Raw genomic sequence first — 20,552 nt, 5'->3', positions numbered from 1 at the left:
TCAAGGGTCTACCGATTGGCGTCGGTAGGCCCTTTTTCAATTCGGTTGTAATTTCATCTAAGAGCCCTCTTTCTGGGTGGCGCGATATTCCTGCACGAGATCTGGAAGGCGTTCCAGAAGCCATGCCGATAGACCTGGGATACGCTTCTCAGGGATCGAGAAAGTCATTGCATTTCCAGATCGTTTGGCGACGACTACGCTGCCATCTCCGATCGCTAACTCGGTGACGGCACTCTCCGACTTTCCTCCATTGTCCAACGCTCCCAAAACCAACGAGAAGCGCTGATCGCTGTCGGCCGACGCCCACCCATCGCTCGAGGTGAGGGATTCGACGGCATGGCGCTGCGTCGCATTGAGCGACCGGTTCTGAATGAGAGAGCCGAGTTTTTCCCACTTCGGTCTGCCGATCGAAGGCGCCGAGCCTATCAGCCGGATGAGATCTTCGGGGAACGCCGCCGCGGCGTTTGTCAGGAAGGAAATATAGGCGACGTTCTTCTGTTCCTTTCGGCCAAGCGCTTCGGAGATCGTCTCGCGGCTGTAACCCTTCTCCTTGAGAGTCAGGGCGAAAAGGGCCTGCTCGATGAAGGACAGGTTGAGGCGCTCAGAGTTCTCGACCCCCTGAGAGATGATCAGTTCCTCATCGGAAAGATCTCGTACAATCGCTTTGACCGGGCGTTTCAGAATCCGGCACGCCCGAAGTCGACGATGCCCATACGCCGCCTGATAGTGGCCCGATCGGCCGGGGAGGGGACGGACAAGGATGGGAAGCTTTTGTCCAGCCTCCCTTATTCCTTCGACAAAGGCTTCAAACGTCCGGTCTCCCTCAATGTCGAGCCGATCGCTGACGAACGAGGGAACTACGTTGTCAGGATTAATCTCGATTATCGACTCAGCCGACAGCAGCTGCTCATGGAGCCGCTTGTTTTCCTCCTCGATGGAGACAAATGCCCTGTCCATTGATTTGACAGCGGCCGAGCCCACGCGCCGCTTCTCCGCGTCAGCTGATATGGCAGCCGACGGTCTGACCAACTCGTCAGGATTTACGTTGGCAAACAAGCTTTTCATTCGCTGATTGCGGTCGCGCGGATTGGTCATGACCTGCCCCACACCTCTTTGATGTGCCGAAGAATCTCTTTATTGACAGAATCGACTGACTCCAAAGCGCGATTGAGAGTATCGCGGCCGACGCTTCCCCGACTCATCTCATAGAGGCTTTTCTTCTCAAGGCCGGCGCTCGCGATCGCCGTAGTCTCGACGACTGCTGGCGCTAGAACATCCTCTTTGAACAGAGAGCGTAGCAAAGTTACGACATTGACCTGTGGACCGTCGTTTGGATTGTGGCGGGTTATGACATACCGAATGAAGTCGTGCTTGAGCACGCCACCGCGCTCTTCGATGACGTGCATGAGGTCGCTCATCATCGCCAAAAACTGGTTCATACTCGCGACGTCTATCATCGCCGGATGAATGGTAATCAGCAGTCCGGTCGCGGCGCACAATGCCCCGAGCGTCAGATAGCCGAGCTGCGGTGGCGCGTCGATCAAAACCACATCGTAGTCAGCTTCCACTTCGCGAATGACAGAAGACAGACGCCGGAAAAAAATCTCGTCTCCACGACCGTGACCATCGGCAATTGCCTGTGGAGTCTCGTGCTCATACTCCATGAGTTCAAGGTTAGCGGGGATCAGATCGATACCAGAAAAGTAAGTTTTCCGGATGACATCTCGTATCGGGCGCCGCCGGTCATCGTATCTAATTGCCGCATAGACCGTCTCATTCTCATCGACATCGAATTCTGGTTGATAGCCGAACATGGCCGACAGCGAGGCCTGTGGATCGAGGTCGAGGGCCAGAACACGTAACCCAGCGATAGCCAGATAGTGAGCGAGATGAACGGTCGTTGTCGTCTTGGCCGAGCCCCCTTTGAAGTTAGCGACCGCAATTACTTGCAGCTTGTCCGAGCGTCTTCGGCGGGGCAGAAATTCAAGCGCGTCGTGAGGTCGCTTTCGCGCCAGGTGTTCACGCGTCTCGTTGATCTGCTCAAGCGTGTAGGCGCGACGGCCGTTGTCGTGGCGGTCAGGGATGACGCCCTCACCATCCAACGACATTTGCCGCAAAGTCGATTCAGCTATTCCGAGCAGTCCAGCCACCTCACGTGAGGTGTAGGTTTTCAATGTTTTGATCGCATTCGGCTCGTAAATCCGCTCCCGCAGCGATTGAAGCTGTGCGGACAGCAATTGAGCCTGTCTGCTAATCTTCTCGGCGGACGATTCGATCATGTTTTCTGGCCGCATATTCATGGTTGTCATCACTCGCGACGCTTTTTTCATGATCGTCGCCCAAATTCCGTCGCGGCTACAGTTAACCGATTCCCGAGTTGCGTCAAACGCTGCTTGGTTAACGAACGGTTAACGGTCCCCATAGAGGCAGCGGGCGGAAACGTTCGATTTCCGCGTTCAATCAGTGGCTTAGCAAATAATCAGGCCTTCCACGTTCCCTGTCTGTTTTACTGTGAATCCTACATAGGTTTGCCTCTTCGAAAAATGCGCGAAACCTGTCCGGCGCGTAGCCAAACCGCGCTGCCAAGCGAATCGGGGCTCAAAAACCTTGTAGGATTCTACAACTGACACCCAATTCCGATTCGTGCTGATTTCCCCGTCGTCCAACAACTACGGAGAGATTCATGCAGATTCTCGCGATCTCAGAACCGAGAAATGTCCGAGAAGTTCAGCTGCTGCACAGCCACCACGAGCTGCGCGCCAAGGTCTTTTCGGACCGTCTGAAGTGGGACGTCGACGTTGCGGCTGGCCGTGAGGCAGATGCGTTCGACGATCTGGAACCGACCTACATCCTGGCCATCTCTACGGCCGGCCGACTGGCGGGATGTGCACGCCTTCTGCCTGCTACGGGCCCGACCATGCTGGCAGATGTGTTTCCCTCGCTACTTCCGCAAGGTCGCCTGAACGCCCATCCGTCGATGATCGAGAGCTCCCGATTCTGCGTCGACACAACGCTCGAAGAGGGGAAGGGAGACGGCTCCGTCCATGAGGCCACGCTGACCATGTTCGCAGGCATCATCGAATGGTGCATTGGGAATAACTACACCGAGATCGTCACCGTGACTGATCTTCGGTTCGAGCGAATCCTCGCTCGCGTTGGCTGGTCGCTGCAGCGCCTGGGTGCTCCCGAGAAGATCGGCGTAACCATGGCCGTAGCGGGCACATTGCCCGCGGATGCGGACAGATTCCAGAAGCTCCGGCCACCGAACTACCGATCCGAACTCACCGTCAGCCAGGTAGCGTAAAGGAGATCGCCTTGAACCAGCTTCGTTCCCATCCGCGACTCGTTCGCAAACTTCAGGACGCGCTCGGCGATCACCTGTGCGCAGCCCTGGACGATCCGACCGTCGTCGAGATAATGCTTAATCCTGATGGAAAGCTGTTCGTCGAACGGCTCGGTCACGGTGTTGCGCCGGCCGGCGAAATATCCGCCGCCGCCGCGGAAATGGTGATCGGAACCGTCGCTCATGCCCTTCGGTCGGAGGTGGATGCTGAGCAACCGATCATCTCCGGCGAACTGCCCATCGGCGGCCACCGTTTTGAAGGACTGCTGCCTCCAGTGGTGGCAAAGCCGACTTTTACCATTCGCCGTCGGGCCTCACGGCTGATCCCGCTCGACGACTTTGTGCGTTCTGGCGTGATGACCGCCCATCAGGCGTCGACGATCCGCAGCGCGATTGCCGCCAGGCTCAACATCATCATTTCCGGAGGAACGGGCTCTGGCAAGACAACGCTGGCTAATGCGGTCATCGACGAAATCGTCAAGTCAGCTCCCGAAGAACGCCTCCTCATCCTTGAGGATACGGCTGAGATCCAATGCGCGGCGGAGAATGCCGTGCTCCTGCACACGAGCGATACTGTCGACATGGCGCGGCTCCTAAAGAGCACGATGCGGCTTCGGCCGGACAGGATCGTCGTCGGCGAGGTCCGCGACGGCGCTGCCCTCACATTGCTCAAGGCGTGGAACACCGGTCATCCCGGTGGCGTGGCGACAATCCACTCGAATACCGCCGCGTCGGCGCTACGACGGCTAGAACAGCTGACCGCTGAGGCAAGCCAGCAGCCGATGCAAGAGGTCATCGGCGAGGCGGTCGACCTTATCGTCTCCATCGAACGAACTTCGCGCGGACGGCGTATACGCGACCTCATTCAGGTCGAGCGGTTTGCGGGCGGCGAATACGCGATCGAATCAGACCAGCTGACCGAAGAGCAGGAGGTGCGTCATGTCGCGTAAAGTCATCATCGTCGCGCTCCTTGCCGCGCCCATGGTTCTCGGGCCGTTTGCTCCCGCGCTCGCCAGCTCTGGTGGCGGCGGGCTGCCGTGGGAAGCGCCGCTGGAGCAAATTCAGGAGTCGATCACCGGTCCCGTCGCGGGCGCCATTGCCCTTGCAGCAATGGCAATCGCCGGGGGCATGCTCATCTTCGGCGGCGAACTCAACGATTTTGCCCGGCGGCTCGTCTATGTCGTCCTCGTCGCCGGCATCCTGCTTGGCGCCACCCAAATAGTCGGCCTGTTCGGCGCGACCGGCGCGTCGATCGGACTGACGGACGAGCAGAGGCAGTCGTTCGGCTTCAACGGAGAAGGGGAGGGGGGCAATGGCTGAGTCCCTGTCCGGCCTGCAGCGTAGTCGCATTCATCGCGCTCTGACCCGCCCGAACCTCCTGATGGGCGCCGATCGGGAGCTGGTGCTGCTCACCGGGCTCGCTGCCGTCATCCTGATCTTCGTCGTTCTGACGGTCTATTCGGCGCTCTTCGGTATCGCCGTCTGGGTCGTGATCCTCTGGCTGCTCAGGATGATGGCGAAATTCGATCCACTGATGCGGCAAGTCTACATGAGGCACATTTCCTACTACCCCTACTATAGGGCGACCAGTTCGCCGTGGCGGCGGCATTGAGGAGGCGGTCGTGGTAGCTTTGAAACGCTTCCGGGCCACAGGCCCTTCGTTCGCCGATCTCGTTCCTTACGCCGGCCTCGTCGACAATGGGGTGCTGCTCTTGAAGGACGGCAGTCTCATGGCGGGCTGGTACTTTGCCGGCCCGGATTCCGAAAGTGCGACCGCTCTCGAACGCAACGAGCTGTCGCGGCAGATCAATGCGATCCTGTCGAGGCTTGGGAGTGGCTGGATGATCCAGGTCGAGGCCATCCGCATTCCGACGATCGACTACCCGTCCCAGGATCGGGGTCATTTCCCCGATCCAGTCACACGTGCGATCGACGCCGAGCGCCGGGCGCATTTTGTTCGCGAGCACGGGCACTTCGAAAGCAAGCACGCGATCGTTCTCACCTATCGGCCACTGGAGTCCAAGAAGACCGCGCTTAGCAAATACATCTATTCGGACGAGGAAAGCCGCAAGGAATCCTACGCGGACACGGTGCTTTTCATGTTCAAGAACGCCGTCCGCGAGATCGAGCAGTATCTAGGCAACACTCTTTCGATCGGGCGGATGGAGACGCGCGAGGTCAGCGAAAGGGAAGGAACTCGGATTGCCCGGTACGATGAGCTGCTGCAGTTCGTTCGCTTCTGCATCACCGGGGAAAACCATCCGATCAGGCTTCCTGACGTACCGATGTATCTCGATTGGATCGCGACAGCCGAGCTCGAACATGGCCTGACGCCGAAAATCGAGAATCGTTTCCTCGGCGTTGTCGCCATCGACGGTATGCCAGCGGAGAGTTGGCCCGGGATACTCAATAGCCTCGACCGGATGCCGCTTACCTATCGCTGGTCGTCGCGCTTCATCTTCCTCGATGCCGAGGAAGCCCGTCAGAAGCTCGAACGCACGCGCAAGAAGTGGCAACAGAAGGTCCGGCCGTTCTTCGATCAATTGTTCCAGACGCAGAGCCGGGCGGTTGATCAAGACGCCATGGCCATGGTGGCCGAGACCGAGGACGCGATCGCACAGGCTTCGTCGCAGTTGGTCGCCTACGGCTACTACACTCCGGTCATCGTGCTTTTTGATGAGAATCGCGAGGCGCTCCAGGAAAACGCGGAAGCGATCCGCCGGCTCATCCAGGCCGAAGGATTCGGAGCACGGATCGAAACGCTCAATGCCACGGACGCCTATCTTGGCAGCCTTCCCGGCAACTGGTATTGCAATATCCGCGAACCACTGATCAACACCAGCAATCTCGCCGACCTGATTCCTCTCAACGCCGTTTGGTCCGGGAATCCGGTCGCTCCGTGCCCATTCTATCCGCCGAATTCGCCGCCGCTCATGCAGGTGGCAAGCGGCTCGACGCCGTTTCGTCTCAACCTTCATGTCGACGACGTTGGTCATACCCTCGTCTTCGGTCCGACCGGCTCAGGCAAGTCGACGCTTCTGGCACTGATCGCCGCGCAGTTTCGGCGTTACGACGGCGCCCAGATCTTTGCATTTGACAAAGGTAACTCGCTTCTGCCCCTGACCCTCGCCGCCGGCGGCGATCACTATGAGATCGGTGGCGACAACGAAGGTGAGGGGAGGGCGCTCGCCTTCTGCCCGTTGTCCGATCTGGGAAGCGATGCAGACCGGGCCTGGGCAACGGAATGGATCGAGATACTGGTCGCACTGCAAGGCGTCGCCATCACGCCCGATCATCGCAACGTCATTTCCCGGCAGGTGGGACTGATGGCCGGCGCCGCAGGTCGGTCGCTCTCGGATTTTGTGTCTGGCGTTCAGATGCGCGAGATCAAGGATGCGCTGCACTCCTATACTGTCGATGGCCCGATGGGCCAGTTGCTCGACGCCGAACAGGATGGCCTCTCGCTCGGCACCTTCCAGACCTTCGAGATCGAGCATCTCATGAACATGGGCGAGCGCAATCTTGTGCCGGTGCTCACCTACCTGTTCCGCCGCATCGAAAAGCGCCTCGACAGCTCGCCGACCCTGATCGTGCTGGACGAAGCCTGGCTGATGCTCGGTCACCCCGTGTTTCGAGCCAAGATCCGCGAATGGCTGAAGGTGCTGCGCAAGGCGAACTGCGCTGTCGTTCTGGCGACCCAATCCATCTCTGATGCAGAACGCTCGGGGATCATTGATGTGCTGAAGGAGTCGTGCACCACGAAGATCTGCCTCCCGAACGGCGCCGCGCGCGAGCGGGGAACACGGGAGTTTTATGAACGCATCGGCTTCAACGAGCGTCAGATCGACATCGTCGCGGGCGCGACCCCCAAGCGCGAATATTACGTTGCCACACCTGAGGGCAGGCGCCTCTTCGACATGGCGCTCGGCCCCCTCGCGCTGAGCTTTGTCGGCGCCTCCGGCAAGGAGGACCTGAAGCGCATCCGGGCGCTTGAATCCGAACATGGCCGGGACTGGCCGATCCACTGGCTAAACACGAGAGGAGTTTACGATGCCGCATCGCTGCTCAATTTTGACTAACTGGCTCGCCGGTCTATTGGCCGTCGCCGCGGCAACCATCGTCGCACCCGATTCCATGCAAGCCGGCACGGCAACCGGCGCTGCAACCGAATGGACACAGATCCTCAACAATGGGGAACTGGTGTCGCTCGTCGGTCAATCCGGCGAGCAAATTCAGAATCAGCTGACGCAGATCAGCCAGATTGCGCAGCAGATCGAAACCCAGCTGAACATCTATCATAACCTGCTCCAGAATACGGCGACCCTTCCATCTCACATGTGGGGTGAGATCGAGAACGATCTCGAGCAACTGCGCAGCATCGTCGAGCAGGGCCAAAGCATTTCGTTTTCGATGGCCAATGCCGACGACGTGCTTCAGCAGCGGTTCCGGAGCTATGCCAACCTCAAGACCAATCTGCCGGATGCAGCGAGCTTCTCGTCCACGTACCAAAACTGGTCGGACACCAATCGCGACACGATCGCCAGCACCCTGAAGGCGGCAAGTCTCACGGCCGATCAGTTCGGCAGCGAGGAAAGCACGATGTTGTCGCTGCGATCGATGTCCGAGACAGCGGATGGTCAGATGAAGGCCTTGCAGGTCGGACATCAGATTGCCGCCCAGCAAGTCGCGCAGATGCAGAAGCTCCGCGGGCTCGTCTCCCAGCAGATGACCATGACGGGTACCTGGCTGCAGACCGAACAGACCGACAAGGATCTCGCACAGGCCCGGCGCGAAAAGTTCTTCAACGCCGAGGTCAAGAGCATTCCCGAGGGTCAAAAGATGGAGCCTCGCTGGTGAACCGCATTACCCTCATTACCCTTTTGCTCGCTGCCGTTCCTCTATCGTCGGTGGCGACCGGTCTGATCGTCAATTCCAGAGACGGCGGCAAGCCTGCACTCACCCACGAGCAGCGTGCTGCCCGGGAGAGGTTCTTCGGCTTTGGCAGGGAGTTGCCGCCAATCAAGGACGGTCAGGAGATGCGTCCGAGATGGTGAATGCAACTGTCACACGTTCGATCCTGATCGCAGGCCTCTTTTGCGTCGCGTATGCGATTCCGGCTTTCGCGCAGGAGGGCCAGGTTCTCACTGAACTCGAAAACCAGGTCTCGTCGGCAGCGAAGGGGTGGGAATCCACTATTATGACTGCGGGGAGATCGCTTTTCTGGATTCTCGCGGCGATCGAGATTGGCATCGCGGCCGTCTGGCTCGCGATTCAGGCGGCGTCGCTCGATAGCTGGTTTGCGGAGCTTGTGCGGCGGATCATGTTCGTCGGATTCTTCGCGTTTGTTCTCGACCAGGGTCCGACCTTTACTCGAGCCGTTGTCGACAGCCTGTTTCAGATCGGCGCCGGTGGCGGTTCAGCATCGCCCGCGGAAGTGTTCGATGCCGGCCTCAGGGTTGCCTCGCAAATGTCTCAACAGGCGCAATTCGGCGTGTTCGAGGATAACGCGCTGGCGATCGCGGCCGTGCTGGCCATGGGCGTTGTCGTCATCTGCTTCTCGCTTGTCGCAGCGATCTTCGTCTCGGTGATGGTCGAGATGTATGTTGGCCTACTCGCGGGCATGATCATGCTCGGATTGGGCGGCTCGTCCTTCACGAAAGACTTTGCCGTTCGCTACCTCGTCTATGCCTTTGGCGTCGGCATGAAGCTCATGGCGCTGGTGATGATCGCAGAGATCGGATCGAATGTCCTGCTTGGACTCGCCCAGGCTCCCACTGCGTCCTCGGATCAGTTCGTGACGACCTTAGCGATTGCGGGTATTTCGGTCGTGGTCTTCATCATTGCCGTATACGTTCCGAGCATCATTCAGGGCGTCGTCCAAGGTGCATCCGTCTCCGGGGGTATGGAAGCAATCCGCCACGGCGGACAAGCGGCGTCTTTCGCCGCCGGCGCCGGATTGCTCGCAGTGGGTGCGGCAGGGGCGGGGTTTTCGGCAGGTCAAGCCGCCCGAGCCGCAGGCTCCTCGGTCATAGGTTCCGCCTTCAGGGGCATTGGGGCCGGCCTCGGCTCGGCTGGCAAAGCTGCCGGATCCGCGGCGAAGGAGAAGGCCATCGGCTCTCCAGGCGCCTATGCCGGCACACTCCTCGGGCTAGCAAACGCCAAGCTCGACGAGAGCCGCAGCGGGCACAGTGCTCCAAAGCGACTTCCCGAACGCAACGACTAACAGAAAAGAAAGGGATGAATCGATGGCAGCGAACCGCGCCCCCGAGAACCCGTATCTCGCCGCTCGCCAGGAATGGTCGGAACGATACGGCTCCTATGTAAAAGCCGCGGCAGCCTGGCGTCTTGTCGGGATCCTTGGCCTGTCCATGGCCGTGATCGGCTTCAGCTACTCGATTTACCTGAGCACGCAGGTCACACTCGTGCCCTACATCGTCGAGGTCGACAAACTCGGCACGTCGGTGACCGCCGGCTTCCCGGAGCAGATCGAGTATGCCGATGCTCGCGTGGTGCGCGCCACGCTCGGCAACTTCATAAGCAGCTTCCGCTCGATAACACCGGATGCCGTAGTGCAAAAGCAATATATCGACCGGACCTACGCACTTCTCAGAACTTCAGACCCGTCTACGGAGAAAATTAGTGCCTGGTTCCGCGGCAACTCGCCGTTCGAGAGGGCAAAGACGTCGACGGTCGCCATCGAGGTCAACAACATCGTGGCACTATCCAACCAGACCTATCAGATCGACTGGACCGAATACGAGCGCGACCGCAAGGGTAAGGAAACCGGCACGCGCCGGTTCCGCGGCATCGCAACGGTCACGCTGACGGGGCCACAGGACGAGGCGACCATCCGCCTCAACCCGATCGGTCTTTACGTCCGCGATTTTGATTGGACGGCACAGATTTAAGGGCAGGGGATTTTTCTATGCACAGAACAGGAATGATCGCAGCCGCCGGCTGCATTGCCGGATTCGCCCTCGTGAGCGATACCTACGCGCAAAGCATGACGACGAATGAGGTGAAGGGAACGAACATCTCGAGGAAGTGGCGGGGCATGCCGGGCCTCGTCACCACCGGTCCGGATGGAAAAGTCGTCTTCCTCTTCGGCGAAACCCAGCCCTCCGTCGTCTGCTCGCCGCTGCAGGTCTGCGATATCGAACTGCAGGGCGGCGAGATCGTTCGCGACGTCCTCGTCGGCGATACCGTCCGTTGGAAGGTGGAGCCGGCGACCTCGGGCGCGAACGGCGGACAGGCAGTCCATTTGATCGTCAAGCCGTCCGAGGCCGGTCTCGTCACCTCCATGGTCGTCACGACGTCGAGGCGCACCTATCACATTCAGCTAAAGTCGCATCCGAGCCAGTACATGGCCCGGATTGGTTTCGAATATCCCGGGGACATCTCGACCAAGATCGCCGACATCAACGCGCGACTGGAGACCGGCGGCATTGCCGGCACGGCTCCCGACAAGCTCACCTTCTCCTATTCGGTGAGCGGCGGCGCACCCTGGAAGCCGAGACGCGTTTATTCGGATGGCGTCAAGACCTACATCCAGTTTCCGAAGTCGATTTCCGGTCAGGACGCACCGGTCCTGTTCGTCGTCTCCGGCGGTCAGAACCGCATCGTCAATTACCGCATGAAGAACGACATGATGATAATCGACTACGCAGTCGACAAGGCGATCCTCGTTTCCGGCGTCGGCTGGCGGCAGCAGAAAATCACGATCCGGCGAGGAGAATGACCATGCGCAAGCTGCACTTCACCTTCATCGCCGCCACACTTCTTTACGGTTGCCAGACTGCCGATGACGCACTGACCACCGGTACCGCGCCGCCCGCTGTTTCCGGATCGGCCGCAATTGCCATTGCCGGCGATATGGCGACTCGGCTCGCCGAGCAGATCGGCCCGGTCGGCTCGACAACGATTAAGATGGACAATGACAGGTCCGAGTTTGCAACCGCATTAGAGGCTGCCCTTAAGGGCTGGGGCTACGCGGTAATCACTGACGGCAAGGTTGGAAAGGACGTCAAGCCGATCGAGCTTGCCTACGCGATTGACGCCATCGACGGTCAAGTCCTTGCTCGCCTGACAACACCCTCCTTGGCGTTCGGCCGCGCCTATACGCCGACTGCAGCCGGTGCCAAGCCGGCGAGTGCGCTTTCCATCATGCAGCGCAACTGAGGAGGGGACCATGGTGCAATCGCTCCAGCTCGGCGCGTCCAACCAGGCTGACGATCAGAAGGGCATGCGTCGCCTCAATCGCTTTCCCGTCGTTCTCGCCATCGTCCTCACCATTCTGTTCTGTGGCGTCGTCGCAATCGGGCTGACTTGGCGCGGGATCGCCTTCAACCGTGGCAACGATATCGACAGCGGCTCAAACACGCCTGCCACCAACTTCGGCGATCAGCTCAAACGCGGAGTGACCGACGGCATCATCGGCGAGCCGATTGACCAGGAGACGTTTCAGCCGACGCCTGCCGTCGAGCAGAAGGTCGAGAAGGAAGAGCCGACCATAGCGCGCGGCCCGGTCGAGCGAGAAGACCAGCGCCCACGGATGGAATCCGAGGAGGAATGGAGAGCGCGTCTGAAACGAGAGCAGGACGAGCAATATATTCGTGAAGCCCAGCGCCAGCGAATGGCTCGGCTTCAGGCGAGCGCAACCGCGCTCGGCTCGCCGCTTAAGGTGGATATCTCCGATGCCGAGAGAGGGTCGGCAGATGCCAACGCGACCAGCCATCGGGACACGGACAGGATGGCGCACAGCGCCTCCGATCTTTATGCCGCAGCGATGAAATCAGGGTTGATGGCGCAGAACGTCGATCCGAATGCCCAGACATCGAAGGAGGATTTTTTGAACCAGGATAACAAGGACATCGGGTATTTACCGAACCGGGTCGTGCCGCAGGTGTCTCCCTATGAGCTAAAACGCGGCTCGGTCATTCCGGCAACTCTGATCAACGGCCTCAATTCCGACCTGCCGGGCCGCATTACCGCGCAGGTCAGCCAGAACGTCTACGACAGCGCCACTGGTTATCGCCTTCTCATTCCACAGGGAGCTAAGCTGTTTGGCCGTTACGATTCCAGAGTGTCCTTTGGCCAGGAGAGAGTTCTCGTTGTCTGGACCGATCTCATTTTTCCGAACGGGTCGACCCTGCAGATCGGCGGTATGGCCGGGACGGACGCGGAAGGCTATGGCGGTTTTAGAGACAAGGTGGACCGCCATCTTTGGCGGACCTTCGGTTCGGCGGCGCTGGTCGCGATCATCGGTACCGGTATCGATATGTCCTTGCCTGAGCGTTCGTCGCTTGCCGCGCAGGATACGGCATCGGATGCCGCGCGGCGGAATTTCGCGGAGAGTTTCGGCCGTGTGGCAGAACAGACCCTCTCGAAAGGCCTGAGTGTCCAGCCAACGATCCGAATCCGACCAGGCTACAAATTCAACGTTCTCGTCGATCAGGATATCATTTTTCCGGCATCTTATGCGTGGCGCTGAGCAACTCCCGCGCATACTCCCGCACTGCCCACTGCGTGTTGATCCAATCTGTAACCAACGACGCAGTAATCCTTGGGCAAATTCTTTCATCAACAGTCTTCTTTTAGAACAAGGCGGCTTGAATACTCGTTGACCGAGGGTACAGCTACGCGGAAACGGGCGTGGTCATGAAGCCGGGAAACCGCGGTTCACCTGCCAAAGGATGCGCGGTGTTTCGGAGTATAAGCCGATGGTCGAGTCGACATCGGTCGGGCGAACGCGCCATGAACGAGCGTCAACTTTCGAGGAATGGGGCGCTCGCAGCTGCGCAAAAAGACAGGAGAAAACTCAGTGAACGGAGATCTTTGCTCTCTTATCGACATGGCAGAAGCCGCGCACAATGAACGTATGATCAAAAGAGGTCTAAAAAGCTTCGCGATTTCTTTTGGCTTTGAGCGTTTCGCTTATCTGCAAACTGAAGGCCTAAGACTCCGAACATTCAATTCCTATCCGGAGAAATGGCAGGATACCTACCTCGGCAGCCAGTATTCCCTTATCGACCCAGCCGTCACGGAAGCCAAGCGCCGTATGGAAACAATTTCCTGGACGGCCGATAACTGGCGAGCACGTGGAACCTCCGAATTCAAGCGCTTTCGCGAGCAAGCGATCGCACACGGCATTCGAAGCGGCGTTACGATTCCCGTAAAAGGAGGTTACGGCTCCGTGATGATGCTGACGTTTGCATCCTCGGAGAAGAAGGCTGACATCTCAAAATTTCAGGATCAGCAAAAAGCAATACAGGCGGTCATGGCGATCCACTACCGCCTGAAGATCATCGCTGCGGCGACGATTGTGGCCCCGAAACGGCTCCTCTCGCCGAGAGAAGCGATGTGTCTCATGTGGGCGACAAAGGGTAAAAATGTCCTGGAAACCGCAGAGGTGATGGGAATCAGTTCAAGAACGGTTCAGCACTACCTCGACAGCGCGCGCCGAAAGCTCGATGCAGCAACCGTTCCGCAACTTGTCGCGATCGCTAAAGATCACGATTTAGTTTGACCGTCACTCATCACGCAAAGGAACATCAGGGATATAGCCAAGCGCGTCGATGATTTCCGAAAGCTCTTCTTGCTGAGCTTCGGATTTCTTCTGACGCTCGAAGTACTGGTCTTGCAGGCTCTTGAGTACGGCAGTGGAGACTGACCCGTCGTCGGTCGCGCGCGTCCACTCCTCATAGACAACTTCGTCGGCGGCGAGAAGACGGCGGTGTTCCAGAATCGCGGAGACCGCCAACGCCTCTAGCTCTGACTTTTGCATCAAACCTGGGAGGGCCGCTTTCTCCTTGCTCTCGTCGTTCGCCTCGGATGGGACAATATCGTTCATCCGCTTCTCCTATCCATTCCCTCGCAGGGTGGCCCCCGGCCTCCCCCGCAATATACCGGTTCAATTCACTACGCTGCCGTTTGGCCCAGGAGGAAAGCTCGACCCTACACGGGACCGTCTTGTCTTCACTCATAGGTACTCTGTTACCACAACGCTTGTAGAAGATACTCCGTGGTCGAATACTCATCAAGTCGCTGTTCTCTCGAACATGACGATTCGAGAGGTACTTGCACGAAACCTGCGAGCAGCCCGGCAGGCCAAAGGCCTGTCACAGGAGGAGCTTGCCCATCGCGCGGATATTGATCGCACATACATCAGCTCGCTTGAGCGCTGCACGTACAATGCCAGCATCGAAGTCGTGGACCGGTTGGCGACAGCCTTGGGCATCGAAGCGTCAGAATTGCTGAAGCGGTCGCCGGACGAACATGCCGAGTGGACCATCGAGTTTGACAAATAGAGTATTTAACAGACTTAAAAAAAGCCGCGATCTCCGCACATGAATATACGCAAACTCGTGGGGAGAAATTCCGCTCGTCTGCGTCGGGACCAGAGCCTGACCGAGCAAGACTTCGAAGCTCGTTCCCGGTTGGCCGACAGTATATAGTCGACCATGAACGATGACTGTCGCTAAGCGGTGGCGCGCGCCTTTGTTCTGCTATGGAGCCAGGGCAGCAGCCACAAAAGCTGCTTGAACCAGTTGAGAAGGAGCGAGAAGTTGTAGCCGGCGGCGACCAGGACAGCGTTGATCGCATCCCCCTGTTGCCGGCGAGATAGTTGCGGCCCATGCGGTGCTCGGCCTTGAGACGGCCGATGACCGGGACGGCGGAGCGCCGCCGCATCCCGCACTTGATCGCCGGGGTGATGCCGCGCTTCTGGCCGCTGGTGAAGATCTGGCGCAGCTTCACGCCGACACTCGCACCAATCGTTCGCGCGCCGAGGGTGAGTTTGGCATCGGCGGGAACATCACGTTCCTCGGCTGCTCGGTGGTATCGACGATCACCTCCTGCGCCTGCATCGCCCCATGCGGCCCCCGCCAGCGCGTAAACGACGAACGGTCGAAAGGCAGCAGGTCTCGGCCTTCTGCCCGACCGGCTCGCGGTCGAACGCCGACGACGGCGGGGAAACCAACTCCAATCCAACTCAAGTTTATTTGGACGTTGAGAGATTGGCCTTCCTGAGCGCTTCCTCTATCGATTTTACTCCAAGTGCATCGAGCGCGCGGGCAAGGCATTGTTCGACTTCAGCGACACATTTTCCCTGAAGCAGGGCCACATCGGCTACAGATCTACCTTCAGACACCCACCGAAGGCACGATTTTTCGAAGGGTGAGAGCATTGCGTAGTTCCCTAGATCGCGGCGCCCGACAACGTCGCACTAGAGGACCCTCGGCGTCGATTACGGAGCTTAAATTACATTGCGCAAATTAATTTTGACTGCAATGGCTTTTTGGATTCCATCATAGCTTATTGCGGACTGCGCCATGCGTGCACTGCTTTCGGAAGGGCGGATCGAAGCCGCGCGCAAGGTCAACCCACGTCACCTCTTGCAACTGCAGGCCAACAGAAGCCAGTCTCAGGGTCAGACGTTGGGCTGACAAAGCGCAGCGCAGAATGGAGTTCGGATCGGGTCGCGGCGTTTCCTGCTCAAGGTTCTGCCAGTGCGTGTCTGCCGCAAGCTCTCTCTTGTCCGAAAGCGGACAAGAATGTTGGAAGTCCGACACCACACCAACGGTCCCCAGGCCCGACCGCGGCACCGACAAGTGGTGCAGCGCAAAACGTGCGCCAATACGGCATGCAACTTGCTTCGATGATTTCGTTGGCGGCGGACACCAGTGGCAGATTTCCAATCGGCTCGCGGGGCGTTCGTGATGAGAGCGCTTCGTCCGGCGGCATGACAGGCATGTTCGCCGGATAGGGGGAGTGAGGTGAGGCCGTATGGGGGAGGCGTTATGATCGTGTGGGAGCGCAGTAAATCCGGGCTGGGACGCGTGTTCAGAGAGATAGGTTTTGAAAGGTCGTCGTAAGTGGAGACCATCGTGGCGTCTCTTTGAATGATGTCCGAATGGAGTGGATGAAAACAGCGGGATTGCCCCCCATCCTATACTGTTCAAAACATACCTTAAGCTCTGATCGCAGGATATTTGCTTGCCCGTTGCGCTTCGCGCGTTACATATTAACTAGGAATTGGACATGCGTGCGTCACTTATCTCAACCTCAATTTTTGCTCTGTGTTTCTTATCCCATGCCCGGGCAGAGGCGGTGCTTCCGGTGAAGCCTTCGCCATATCTCGTGAGCGCCATCACAAGAAACATGTTTAGATTGCCAAAACCCGACACGGGCTTGGTTCTGCTATCTGCGCATCGTGGATCTTGGGAGGTCTATCCCGAGAATTCAGCCTACGCTTTGCAAGATGCCTGGAATTCACAGATCGAGACCGTGGAGGTCGATGTCCGCTTTACAGCGGACAAGGAAGTCATTCTATCTCACGACTACAGGATCGAGCGGGAATCCACCGGAAGCGGCCTGCTGTACGATCAGGACTATTCGCAAATACAGCAAGCCGATCTACGCGACCGCCATGGACGTGTGTTTAAGGACTCGCAAGGGCGCGTGGCGAAGTTCCTGACATTCTCAGCAGCGCTTGATCTGCTCGCCCAATATGTCGCCAATGATGGGCATGGATATGTGATGATCGTCGATGTGAAAGGGGCGGTGGACGACCAGGATCCCACTGATCCCATTGAACTCACGCAACGTTGCCTAGATATTCTCGCGGCCAAGAAAAATCCGCAGCTCGGCAAGGCTGTCGTATTCAAGCTGAAGGCCAAGGATGCGGCGGATCTTGGCACTTTTCTTAACCGGACCACCTACGATCCCACTGTCATCGGCGGGCTGATCATAGTTGAAAACCCGGACGACAAGAACGTGAAGGATTCCAACTGGGATCCTCATCAGGACACGATCTACGATCAGTGGAATGTGGCTCCATTCCCCGTTCAGTTTGAAATGAACCAATTTTACAAAGGTGACGGTCTTCAAGCGTATTTCGACTACGTCGATCAAAAGCAGGGCTTCGCCACCTATCATGAAAGTAACTACTATCCGGAGGGCGTCGCCAACAGCGCTGGAAAATGCTGCTTCGCGCACAACACCGATCCCGCTTCGACCGTTTCAGGAGGCATCGTGCCGGACTTACGCGGAGATCCGGAAATGGCAATCGTCAATCGTACCAATCTGATCACCACTGACTGGCCCGACGTGGTTGGCGACATGCTGCGCGAGTTAGGGCGCCGCAACACCAGCGAACTGAGTCGCTGAAGTAAGACCTGCGCTTCAAAGTGGATCTGCCGATGAAAACTGGAAAGACGATCTCTCTACCATTCTTTATAACGGCATTGCTTCTTGCTGGCGCAAGCCAGGCTGGTTCATGCGCCGACCAGGCTGACTGCTTCAAAAGCGCGTCGGTAAAGGTGTCTCAAACACTCACTCCGAAGGTCGTGCCTGTTTTTGGCGACTATCCAAAGCTGTATATACACGACTCTGCTACCGGGGCAGATTATCCTGTGCCTCATAATACAAAGCAGGCATTTGACTTCTATACCAATAAGACATCGTTTAACTTTCCGCCAAACTCGTCCATCGAGACCAGGGAGATCGCGTCGATCAGCCCGGCAACGGGGTTCACAGTCCTTTTGGTCGAGAAGACCCGTGATAATACCGTTCCCAATGGGGGTAGCACGCTGTCCCTGTTGAGTTCTAATTCCAACGACGCATACTTGGTATTCGCTTTGGGAGCGAAGCCCAGTTTAAGGGGGCAAAAGTGGTCTGTTGCCAAAAGCTCGCTTCAAGGCAATACGGCGCAAACCGCTTATTGGCAGAAGCCGTGGGATATGAATCTCCTAGGACCAACAGGCGACTTCTCCGGAACCGAGTGGATATACTTTACCTTCACACCAGACGGTAAGGTTCGCATGGACCGCTTCGCGCCCTACACCTATTTACTGGCGTTTACCGCTTACCAGTGGGATGAGGCCGTGCTTGATGGTGGTTTCCCGCACTTTCCTTTCGACGCTGGCACGCCAACCGACCGGCCCAAGTCCGTCATTTTCGGATCGGTTGGGTCGTGGCTTATTGGCGCAGCCGGTGTGCCCGGGCAAACCCCGCCGACCATCGAGCCGATAGAGGCATTGCCCGGCTTTGAGGGAGTGACGATATTCTCAGCGCCACTGTCGATGAAAGAAGTTATAGCTTACCAGAACTCTTTGAGGGGGAGTCATTTTCTCGACGTAAACATGCTGCCCTGCAACAGCGGCCAGTATCTTTTCGGGGAGATTCAAACCCCCTGCGGCACGGCTAGTCCTGGCAATCCGCCGGCGAACGTGAGCTCTGTCGCTCAACAGGGGATCAGCATCAATATCCATCGCTAGGGCGTCTTTGGCCTCGCCTCAAGGTACGGCGAAAGAAAAATTTCGAGGCCGAGTTCAAATCGACATTCATCCAAGCTCGTCCTTACGGCAGCGAGCAGGGCAAGCCCCCTAAGGAGATTGTCTGCAGATAAAAATGCCAGCAAGGCTACGGCACCGAACAGTTTGGTTATGACGATTTGTGGACCCGAAAGATCACACTTCTGCGCGACCTAACTGCGCGCTCAGCAAGTGCCGAAGCAGTGCGTTCCCTGTACATGCCGGCAAGATATTGGCAATTTCTGGCAGATGCTGGGCAGCGGCAATGACGGCCACTTTCCCATTTGCCTCTTGGAGAATGGTCGACGGCATATTCGCCGCCCGGCATAAGACGTGTCCGGCAGCGCAATCCCAAAGATTGGTGCCGTGCTCGACATAGCCGGCGAGCCGGCGCGCCGCGACCATCGCAAGCGCTGCGGCACAGCTCCCCAAGCAGACGATATGGAAATCCTGCGCTTCGAGCGTCGCTTCGACTTCGAGCCGGTGGGCGATAGGCCATGTCCGGTTCCGGCCCACGCCAAAGGCGATCGGCTGCGTGCCGACGACCGGCGAAACCGATCCCGTCGCATGTAAAGGGCCGTCTACCGAGGCCCAGAACAAGGCGGCCAATGCCGGTAGCGCAATGGCGCCGAAGACCGGCTCATTGTCGCGAACATAGGCGATCGAGACCGCCCAGAACGGGATGCCCGACAGGAAATTCGCGGTTCCATCGATGGGATCAATCAACCAGTAGTCGCCCTCGGCTTTGCCGTGCTGTTCCTCGCCGACGATCGCGTCGGCGGGGAACTGGGCGTGAATGAGCCTGCGGGCGAGGCTTTCGGCATCGCGATCGACGGCGCTGACGTAATCAGCCTCGCCTTTGGTCTCGATGGCGATCTGCGCAAGATTGCGAAAGCGCAGTAGAGCGAAGGCCCCGACCTTCGCAGTGACGTTCTGAAGCAAATCCAGTCGGGTGGTGAGATCGCGATTCAATTTGCTGCCTTGTCGCGCCCTGCTGCGATCATCTCTTCAAGCCGTACAGCGATCTCGTGTGCCCGCTGATAGAAGGAAGCCTCCGCCAGGACGTAGCGGTCCATCGGCGTCTCGAAGTTCAGCGGCGTGACATAATCAGTCGCGGCGATGGCTTTGGTGATGGCGTTCCAGTCGAGCCTGCCGTCGAACGGCAGCAGATGGTCGTCCTTCGCGCCGAAATTGTCGTGAATGTGCGTCGCCAGCAGCCGGTTGCCATAAAGCTCCAGCACGGATACCTCGCCCGGCTCGATCAGTTCCCAATGGCCGCTGTCATAGCAGAGCCCGATGAAGTCGGCGCCATAGCGCTCAAACAGCCGGGCATAGAGTGCATGATAGTTCCAGGCACTTGCCTTGACCAACGTTTCGACGGCGATCTGCACCTTGCGTTCGAGGCAATAGGCTTGAACGTCGTCAAGCGAGCGGTAAAGCGGCTCAAAGAACGACTGCTCGGTCTCGGATGTGCGGAACGTGTCGTCGGTAATGTCGACGTGCAGCACGACATTCGGGGCGCCCAAAGCGGCAGCCAGATCAACGCGGTTCTTCAAGAGCTCGACGCCGCTCTGACGCTGCCATTCGTGCGGGGAAAGGATGTTCTTGCGCGTTTCCATGGCGAACGGCGCAGGCCCAGCATGGGCGAGCTCGCTGACCGGGTTGACGCCGTTGCTGGCGTGAACCGAGTGGGTTTTGAGGCCGGCCTCGGCGACGATGCGGCGGGTGAACTCGATTTCGGCGTCTGCAAGCAAGTAGGAGCTGCCGGAATCGGGGTTCCAGTTGATATGCGTGAAGCCGGCTTCACGGATCAGCTCGAGCGACTGGCGGATGCCCTCGTCGTACCAGCGTTCATGCGTGGGCCAGTGCCAGACGGTGATGCAAGTGTCCATTTCAGG

Annotated in this window: 21 protein-coding genes and 1 pseudogene; 16 read left to right on the top strand and 6 right to left on the bottom strand. The window is 58.3% G+C overall.

The annotated features are described in order from the left end of the window. Positions 1-57 precede the first annotated feature (57 nt). Together repB and repA are read right to left on the bottom strand one after the other, a co-directional pair. Entirely contained in the window at positions 58-1,095 is a 1,038-nt protein-coding gene (repB, locus tag RHIBR816_RS0132005; protein WP_371259078.1) for a plasmid partitioning protein RepB, read from the bottom strand. Next, complete coding sequence (gene repA / locus RHIBR816_RS0132000) at positions 1,092-2,309, bottom strand: plasmid partitioning protein RepA (RefSeq protein ID WP_018240671.1); 1,218 nt, start codon at positions 2,307-2,309, stop codon at positions 1,092-1,094. The genes repB and repA overlap by 4 nt, the downstream gene beginning before the upstream one ends. A gap of 374 nt (positions 2,310-2,683) precedes the next feature. Between repA and RHIBR816_RS0131995 the strand changes: the two genes are divergently transcribed. From RHIBR816_RS0131995 to RHIBR816_RS0131935, 13 genes are all read left to right on the top strand, one after another. Then, entirely contained in the window at positions 2,684-3,304 is a 621-nt protein-coding gene (locus RHIBR816_RS0131995; protein ID WP_018240670.1) for an acyl-homoserine-lactone synthase, read from the top strand. A gap of 11 nt (positions 3,305-3,315) precedes the next feature. Next, positions 3,316-4,293 carry a P-type conjugative transfer ATPase TrbB gene (gene trbB, locus RHIBR816_RS0131990; protein WP_018240669.1) on the top strand — a complete coding sequence of 326 codons (978 nt, stop codon included), beginning with the start codon at positions 3,316-3,318 and terminating at the stop codon, positions 4,291-4,293. After that, positions 4,283-4,663, top strand: coding sequence for a TrbC/VirB2 family protein (locus tag RHIBR816_RS0131985; protein ID WP_018240668.1), 381 nt, complete (start codon positions 4,283-4,285; stop codon positions 4,661-4,663). The genes trbB and RHIBR816_RS0131985 overlap by 11 nt, the downstream gene beginning before the upstream one ends. Further along, positions 4,656-4,955, top strand: coding sequence for a conjugal transfer protein TrbD (locus tag RHIBR816_RS0131980; RefSeq protein WP_018240667.1), 300 nt, complete (start codon positions 4,656-4,658; stop codon positions 4,953-4,955). The genes RHIBR816_RS0131985 and RHIBR816_RS0131980 overlap by 8 nt, the downstream gene beginning before the upstream one ends. Positions 4,956-4,965: 10 nt before the next feature. Then, positions 4,966-7,422, top strand: a complete 2,457-nt coding sequence (locus RHIBR816_RS0131975) for a conjugal transfer protein TrbE (RefSeq protein WP_026187676.1) — start codon at positions 4,966-4,968, stop codon at positions 7,420-7,422. Beyond that, a complete protein-coding gene (gene trbJ, locus RHIBR816_RS0131970) occupies positions 7,394-8,200 on the top strand; it encodes a P-type conjugative transfer protein TrbJ (protein ID WP_026187675.1) in 807 nt (268 codons plus the stop codon). Before RHIBR816_RS0131975 ends, trbJ begins: the two co-directional genes overlap by 29 nt. Continuing rightward, positions 8,197-8,397, top strand: coding sequence for an entry exclusion protein TrbK (gene trbK, locus RHIBR816_RS0131965; protein ID WP_018240664.1), 201 nt, complete (start codon positions 8,197-8,199; stop codon positions 8,395-8,397). The genes trbJ and trbK overlap by 4 nt, the downstream gene beginning before the upstream one ends. After that, positions 8,391-9,566, top strand: a complete 1,176-nt coding sequence (trbL, locus tag RHIBR816_RS0131960) for a P-type conjugative transfer protein TrbL (RefSeq protein WP_018240663.1) — start codon at positions 8,391-8,393, stop codon at positions 9,564-9,566. The genes trbK and trbL overlap by 7 nt, the downstream gene beginning before the upstream one ends. Positions 9,567-9,588: 22 nt before the next feature. Further along, positions 9,589-10,251 carry a conjugal transfer protein TrbF gene (locus RHIBR816_RS0131955; RefSeq protein WP_018240662.1) on the top strand — a complete coding sequence of 221 codons (663 nt, stop codon included), beginning with the start codon at positions 9,589-9,591 and terminating at the stop codon, positions 10,249-10,251. 17 nt (positions 10,252-10,268) lie between these two features. Next, positions 10,269-11,081 (top strand): P-type conjugative transfer protein TrbG, encoded by an 813-nt coding sequence (trbG, locus tag RHIBR816_RS0131950; RefSeq protein ID WP_026187674.1) that lies wholly within the window; start codon positions 10,269-10,271, stop codon positions 11,079-11,081. Between the two features lie 2 nt (positions 11,082-11,083). Beyond that, positions 11,084-11,521, top strand: a complete 438-nt coding sequence (gene trbH / locus RHIBR816_RS0131945) for a conjugal transfer protein TrbH (RefSeq protein WP_026187673.1) — start codon at positions 11,084-11,086, stop codon at positions 11,519-11,521. Between the two features lie 10 nt (positions 11,522-11,531). Next, positions 11,532-12,833, top strand: a complete 1,302-nt coding sequence (gene trbI, locus RHIBR816_RS0131940; protein WP_018240659.1) for an IncP-type conjugal transfer protein TrbI — start codon at positions 11,532-11,534, stop codon at positions 12,831-12,833. A gap of 330 nt (positions 12,834-13,163) precedes the next feature. Then, complete coding sequence (locus RHIBR816_RS0131935; protein ID WP_018240658.1) at positions 13,164-13,868, top strand: autoinducer binding domain-containing protein; 705 nt, start codon at positions 13,164-13,166, stop codon at positions 13,866-13,868. Between the two features lie 3 nt (positions 13,869-13,871). Here the strand turns inward: RHIBR816_RS0131935 and RHIBR816_RS0131930 are convergent, their stop codons facing one another. Beyond that, positions 13,872-14,192, bottom strand: a complete 321-nt coding sequence (locus tag RHIBR816_RS0131930; protein ID WP_018240657.1) for a transcriptional repressor TraM — start codon at positions 14,190-14,192, stop codon at positions 13,872-13,874. Positions 14,193-14,400: 208 nt separating this feature from the next. Here RHIBR816_RS0131930 and RHIBR816_RS0131925 point away from each other — a divergent pair, with 208 nt between their 5' ends. Continuing rightward, positions 14,401-14,649 (top strand): helix-turn-helix domain-containing protein, encoded by a 249-nt coding sequence (locus RHIBR816_RS0131925; protein ID WP_018240656.1) that lies wholly within the window; start codon positions 14,401-14,403, stop codon positions 14,647-14,649. Positions 14,650-14,819: 170 nt separating this feature from the next. Here the strand turns inward: RHIBR816_RS0131925 and RHIBR816_RS36845 are convergent. Next, positions 14,820-15,085, bottom strand: a pseudogene (locus RHIBR816_RS36845) (IS5/IS1182 family transposase); the annotation flags it as partial. A gap of 1,296 nt (positions 15,086-16,381) precedes the next feature. On the opposite strand from RHIBR816_RS36845, the gene RHIBR816_RS0131920 reads away from it, so the two are divergent. Both RHIBR816_RS0131920 and RHIBR816_RS0131915 read left to right on the top strand, forming a co-directional pair. After that, on the top strand, positions 16,382-17,509 hold the full coding sequence (locus RHIBR816_RS0131920) for a glycerophosphodiester phosphodiesterase family protein (RefSeq protein WP_084811376.1): 1,128 nt from the start codon (positions 16,382-16,384) through the stop codon (positions 17,507-17,509). A 32-nt stretch (positions 17,510-17,541) separates the two neighbouring features. Further along, positions 17,542-18,618 (top strand): hypothetical protein, encoded by a 1,077-nt coding sequence (locus RHIBR816_RS0131915; RefSeq protein WP_018240654.1) that lies wholly within the window; start codon positions 17,542-17,544, stop codon positions 18,616-18,618. A 192-nt stretch (positions 18,619-18,810) separates the two neighbouring features. Here RHIBR816_RS0131915 and RHIBR816_RS0131910 read toward each other — a convergent pair whose 3' ends face one another. Both RHIBR816_RS0131910 and RHIBR816_RS0131905 read right to left on the bottom strand, forming a co-directional pair. Then, on the bottom strand, positions 18,811-19,626 hold the full coding sequence (locus tag RHIBR816_RS0131910) for an inositol monophosphatase family protein (protein ID WP_018240653.1): 816 nt from the start codon (positions 19,624-19,626) through the stop codon (positions 18,811-18,813). Next, the gene (locus RHIBR816_RS0131905) at positions 19,623-20,546 is read right to left on the bottom strand and encodes a sugar phosphate isomerase/epimerase (RefSeq protein ID WP_018240652.1); all 924 of its coding nucleotides are present in this window, start codon (positions 20,544-20,546) and stop codon (positions 19,623-19,625) included. Before RHIBR816_RS0131905 ends, RHIBR816_RS0131910 begins: the two co-directional genes overlap by 4 nt. Between the last annotated feature and the right edge of the window lie 6 nt (positions 20,547-20,552).

It is taken from the genome of Ensifer sp. BR816, assembly GCF_000378985.1.
In the GTDB taxonomy this organism is placed as follows: Bacteria; Pseudomonadota; Alphaproteobacteria; order Rhizobiales; family Rhizobiaceae; genus Sinorhizobium.
The sequence above is the reverse complement of the archived record's forward strand: the minus strand, read 5'-3'. Positions and strand labels throughout refer to the sequence as shown.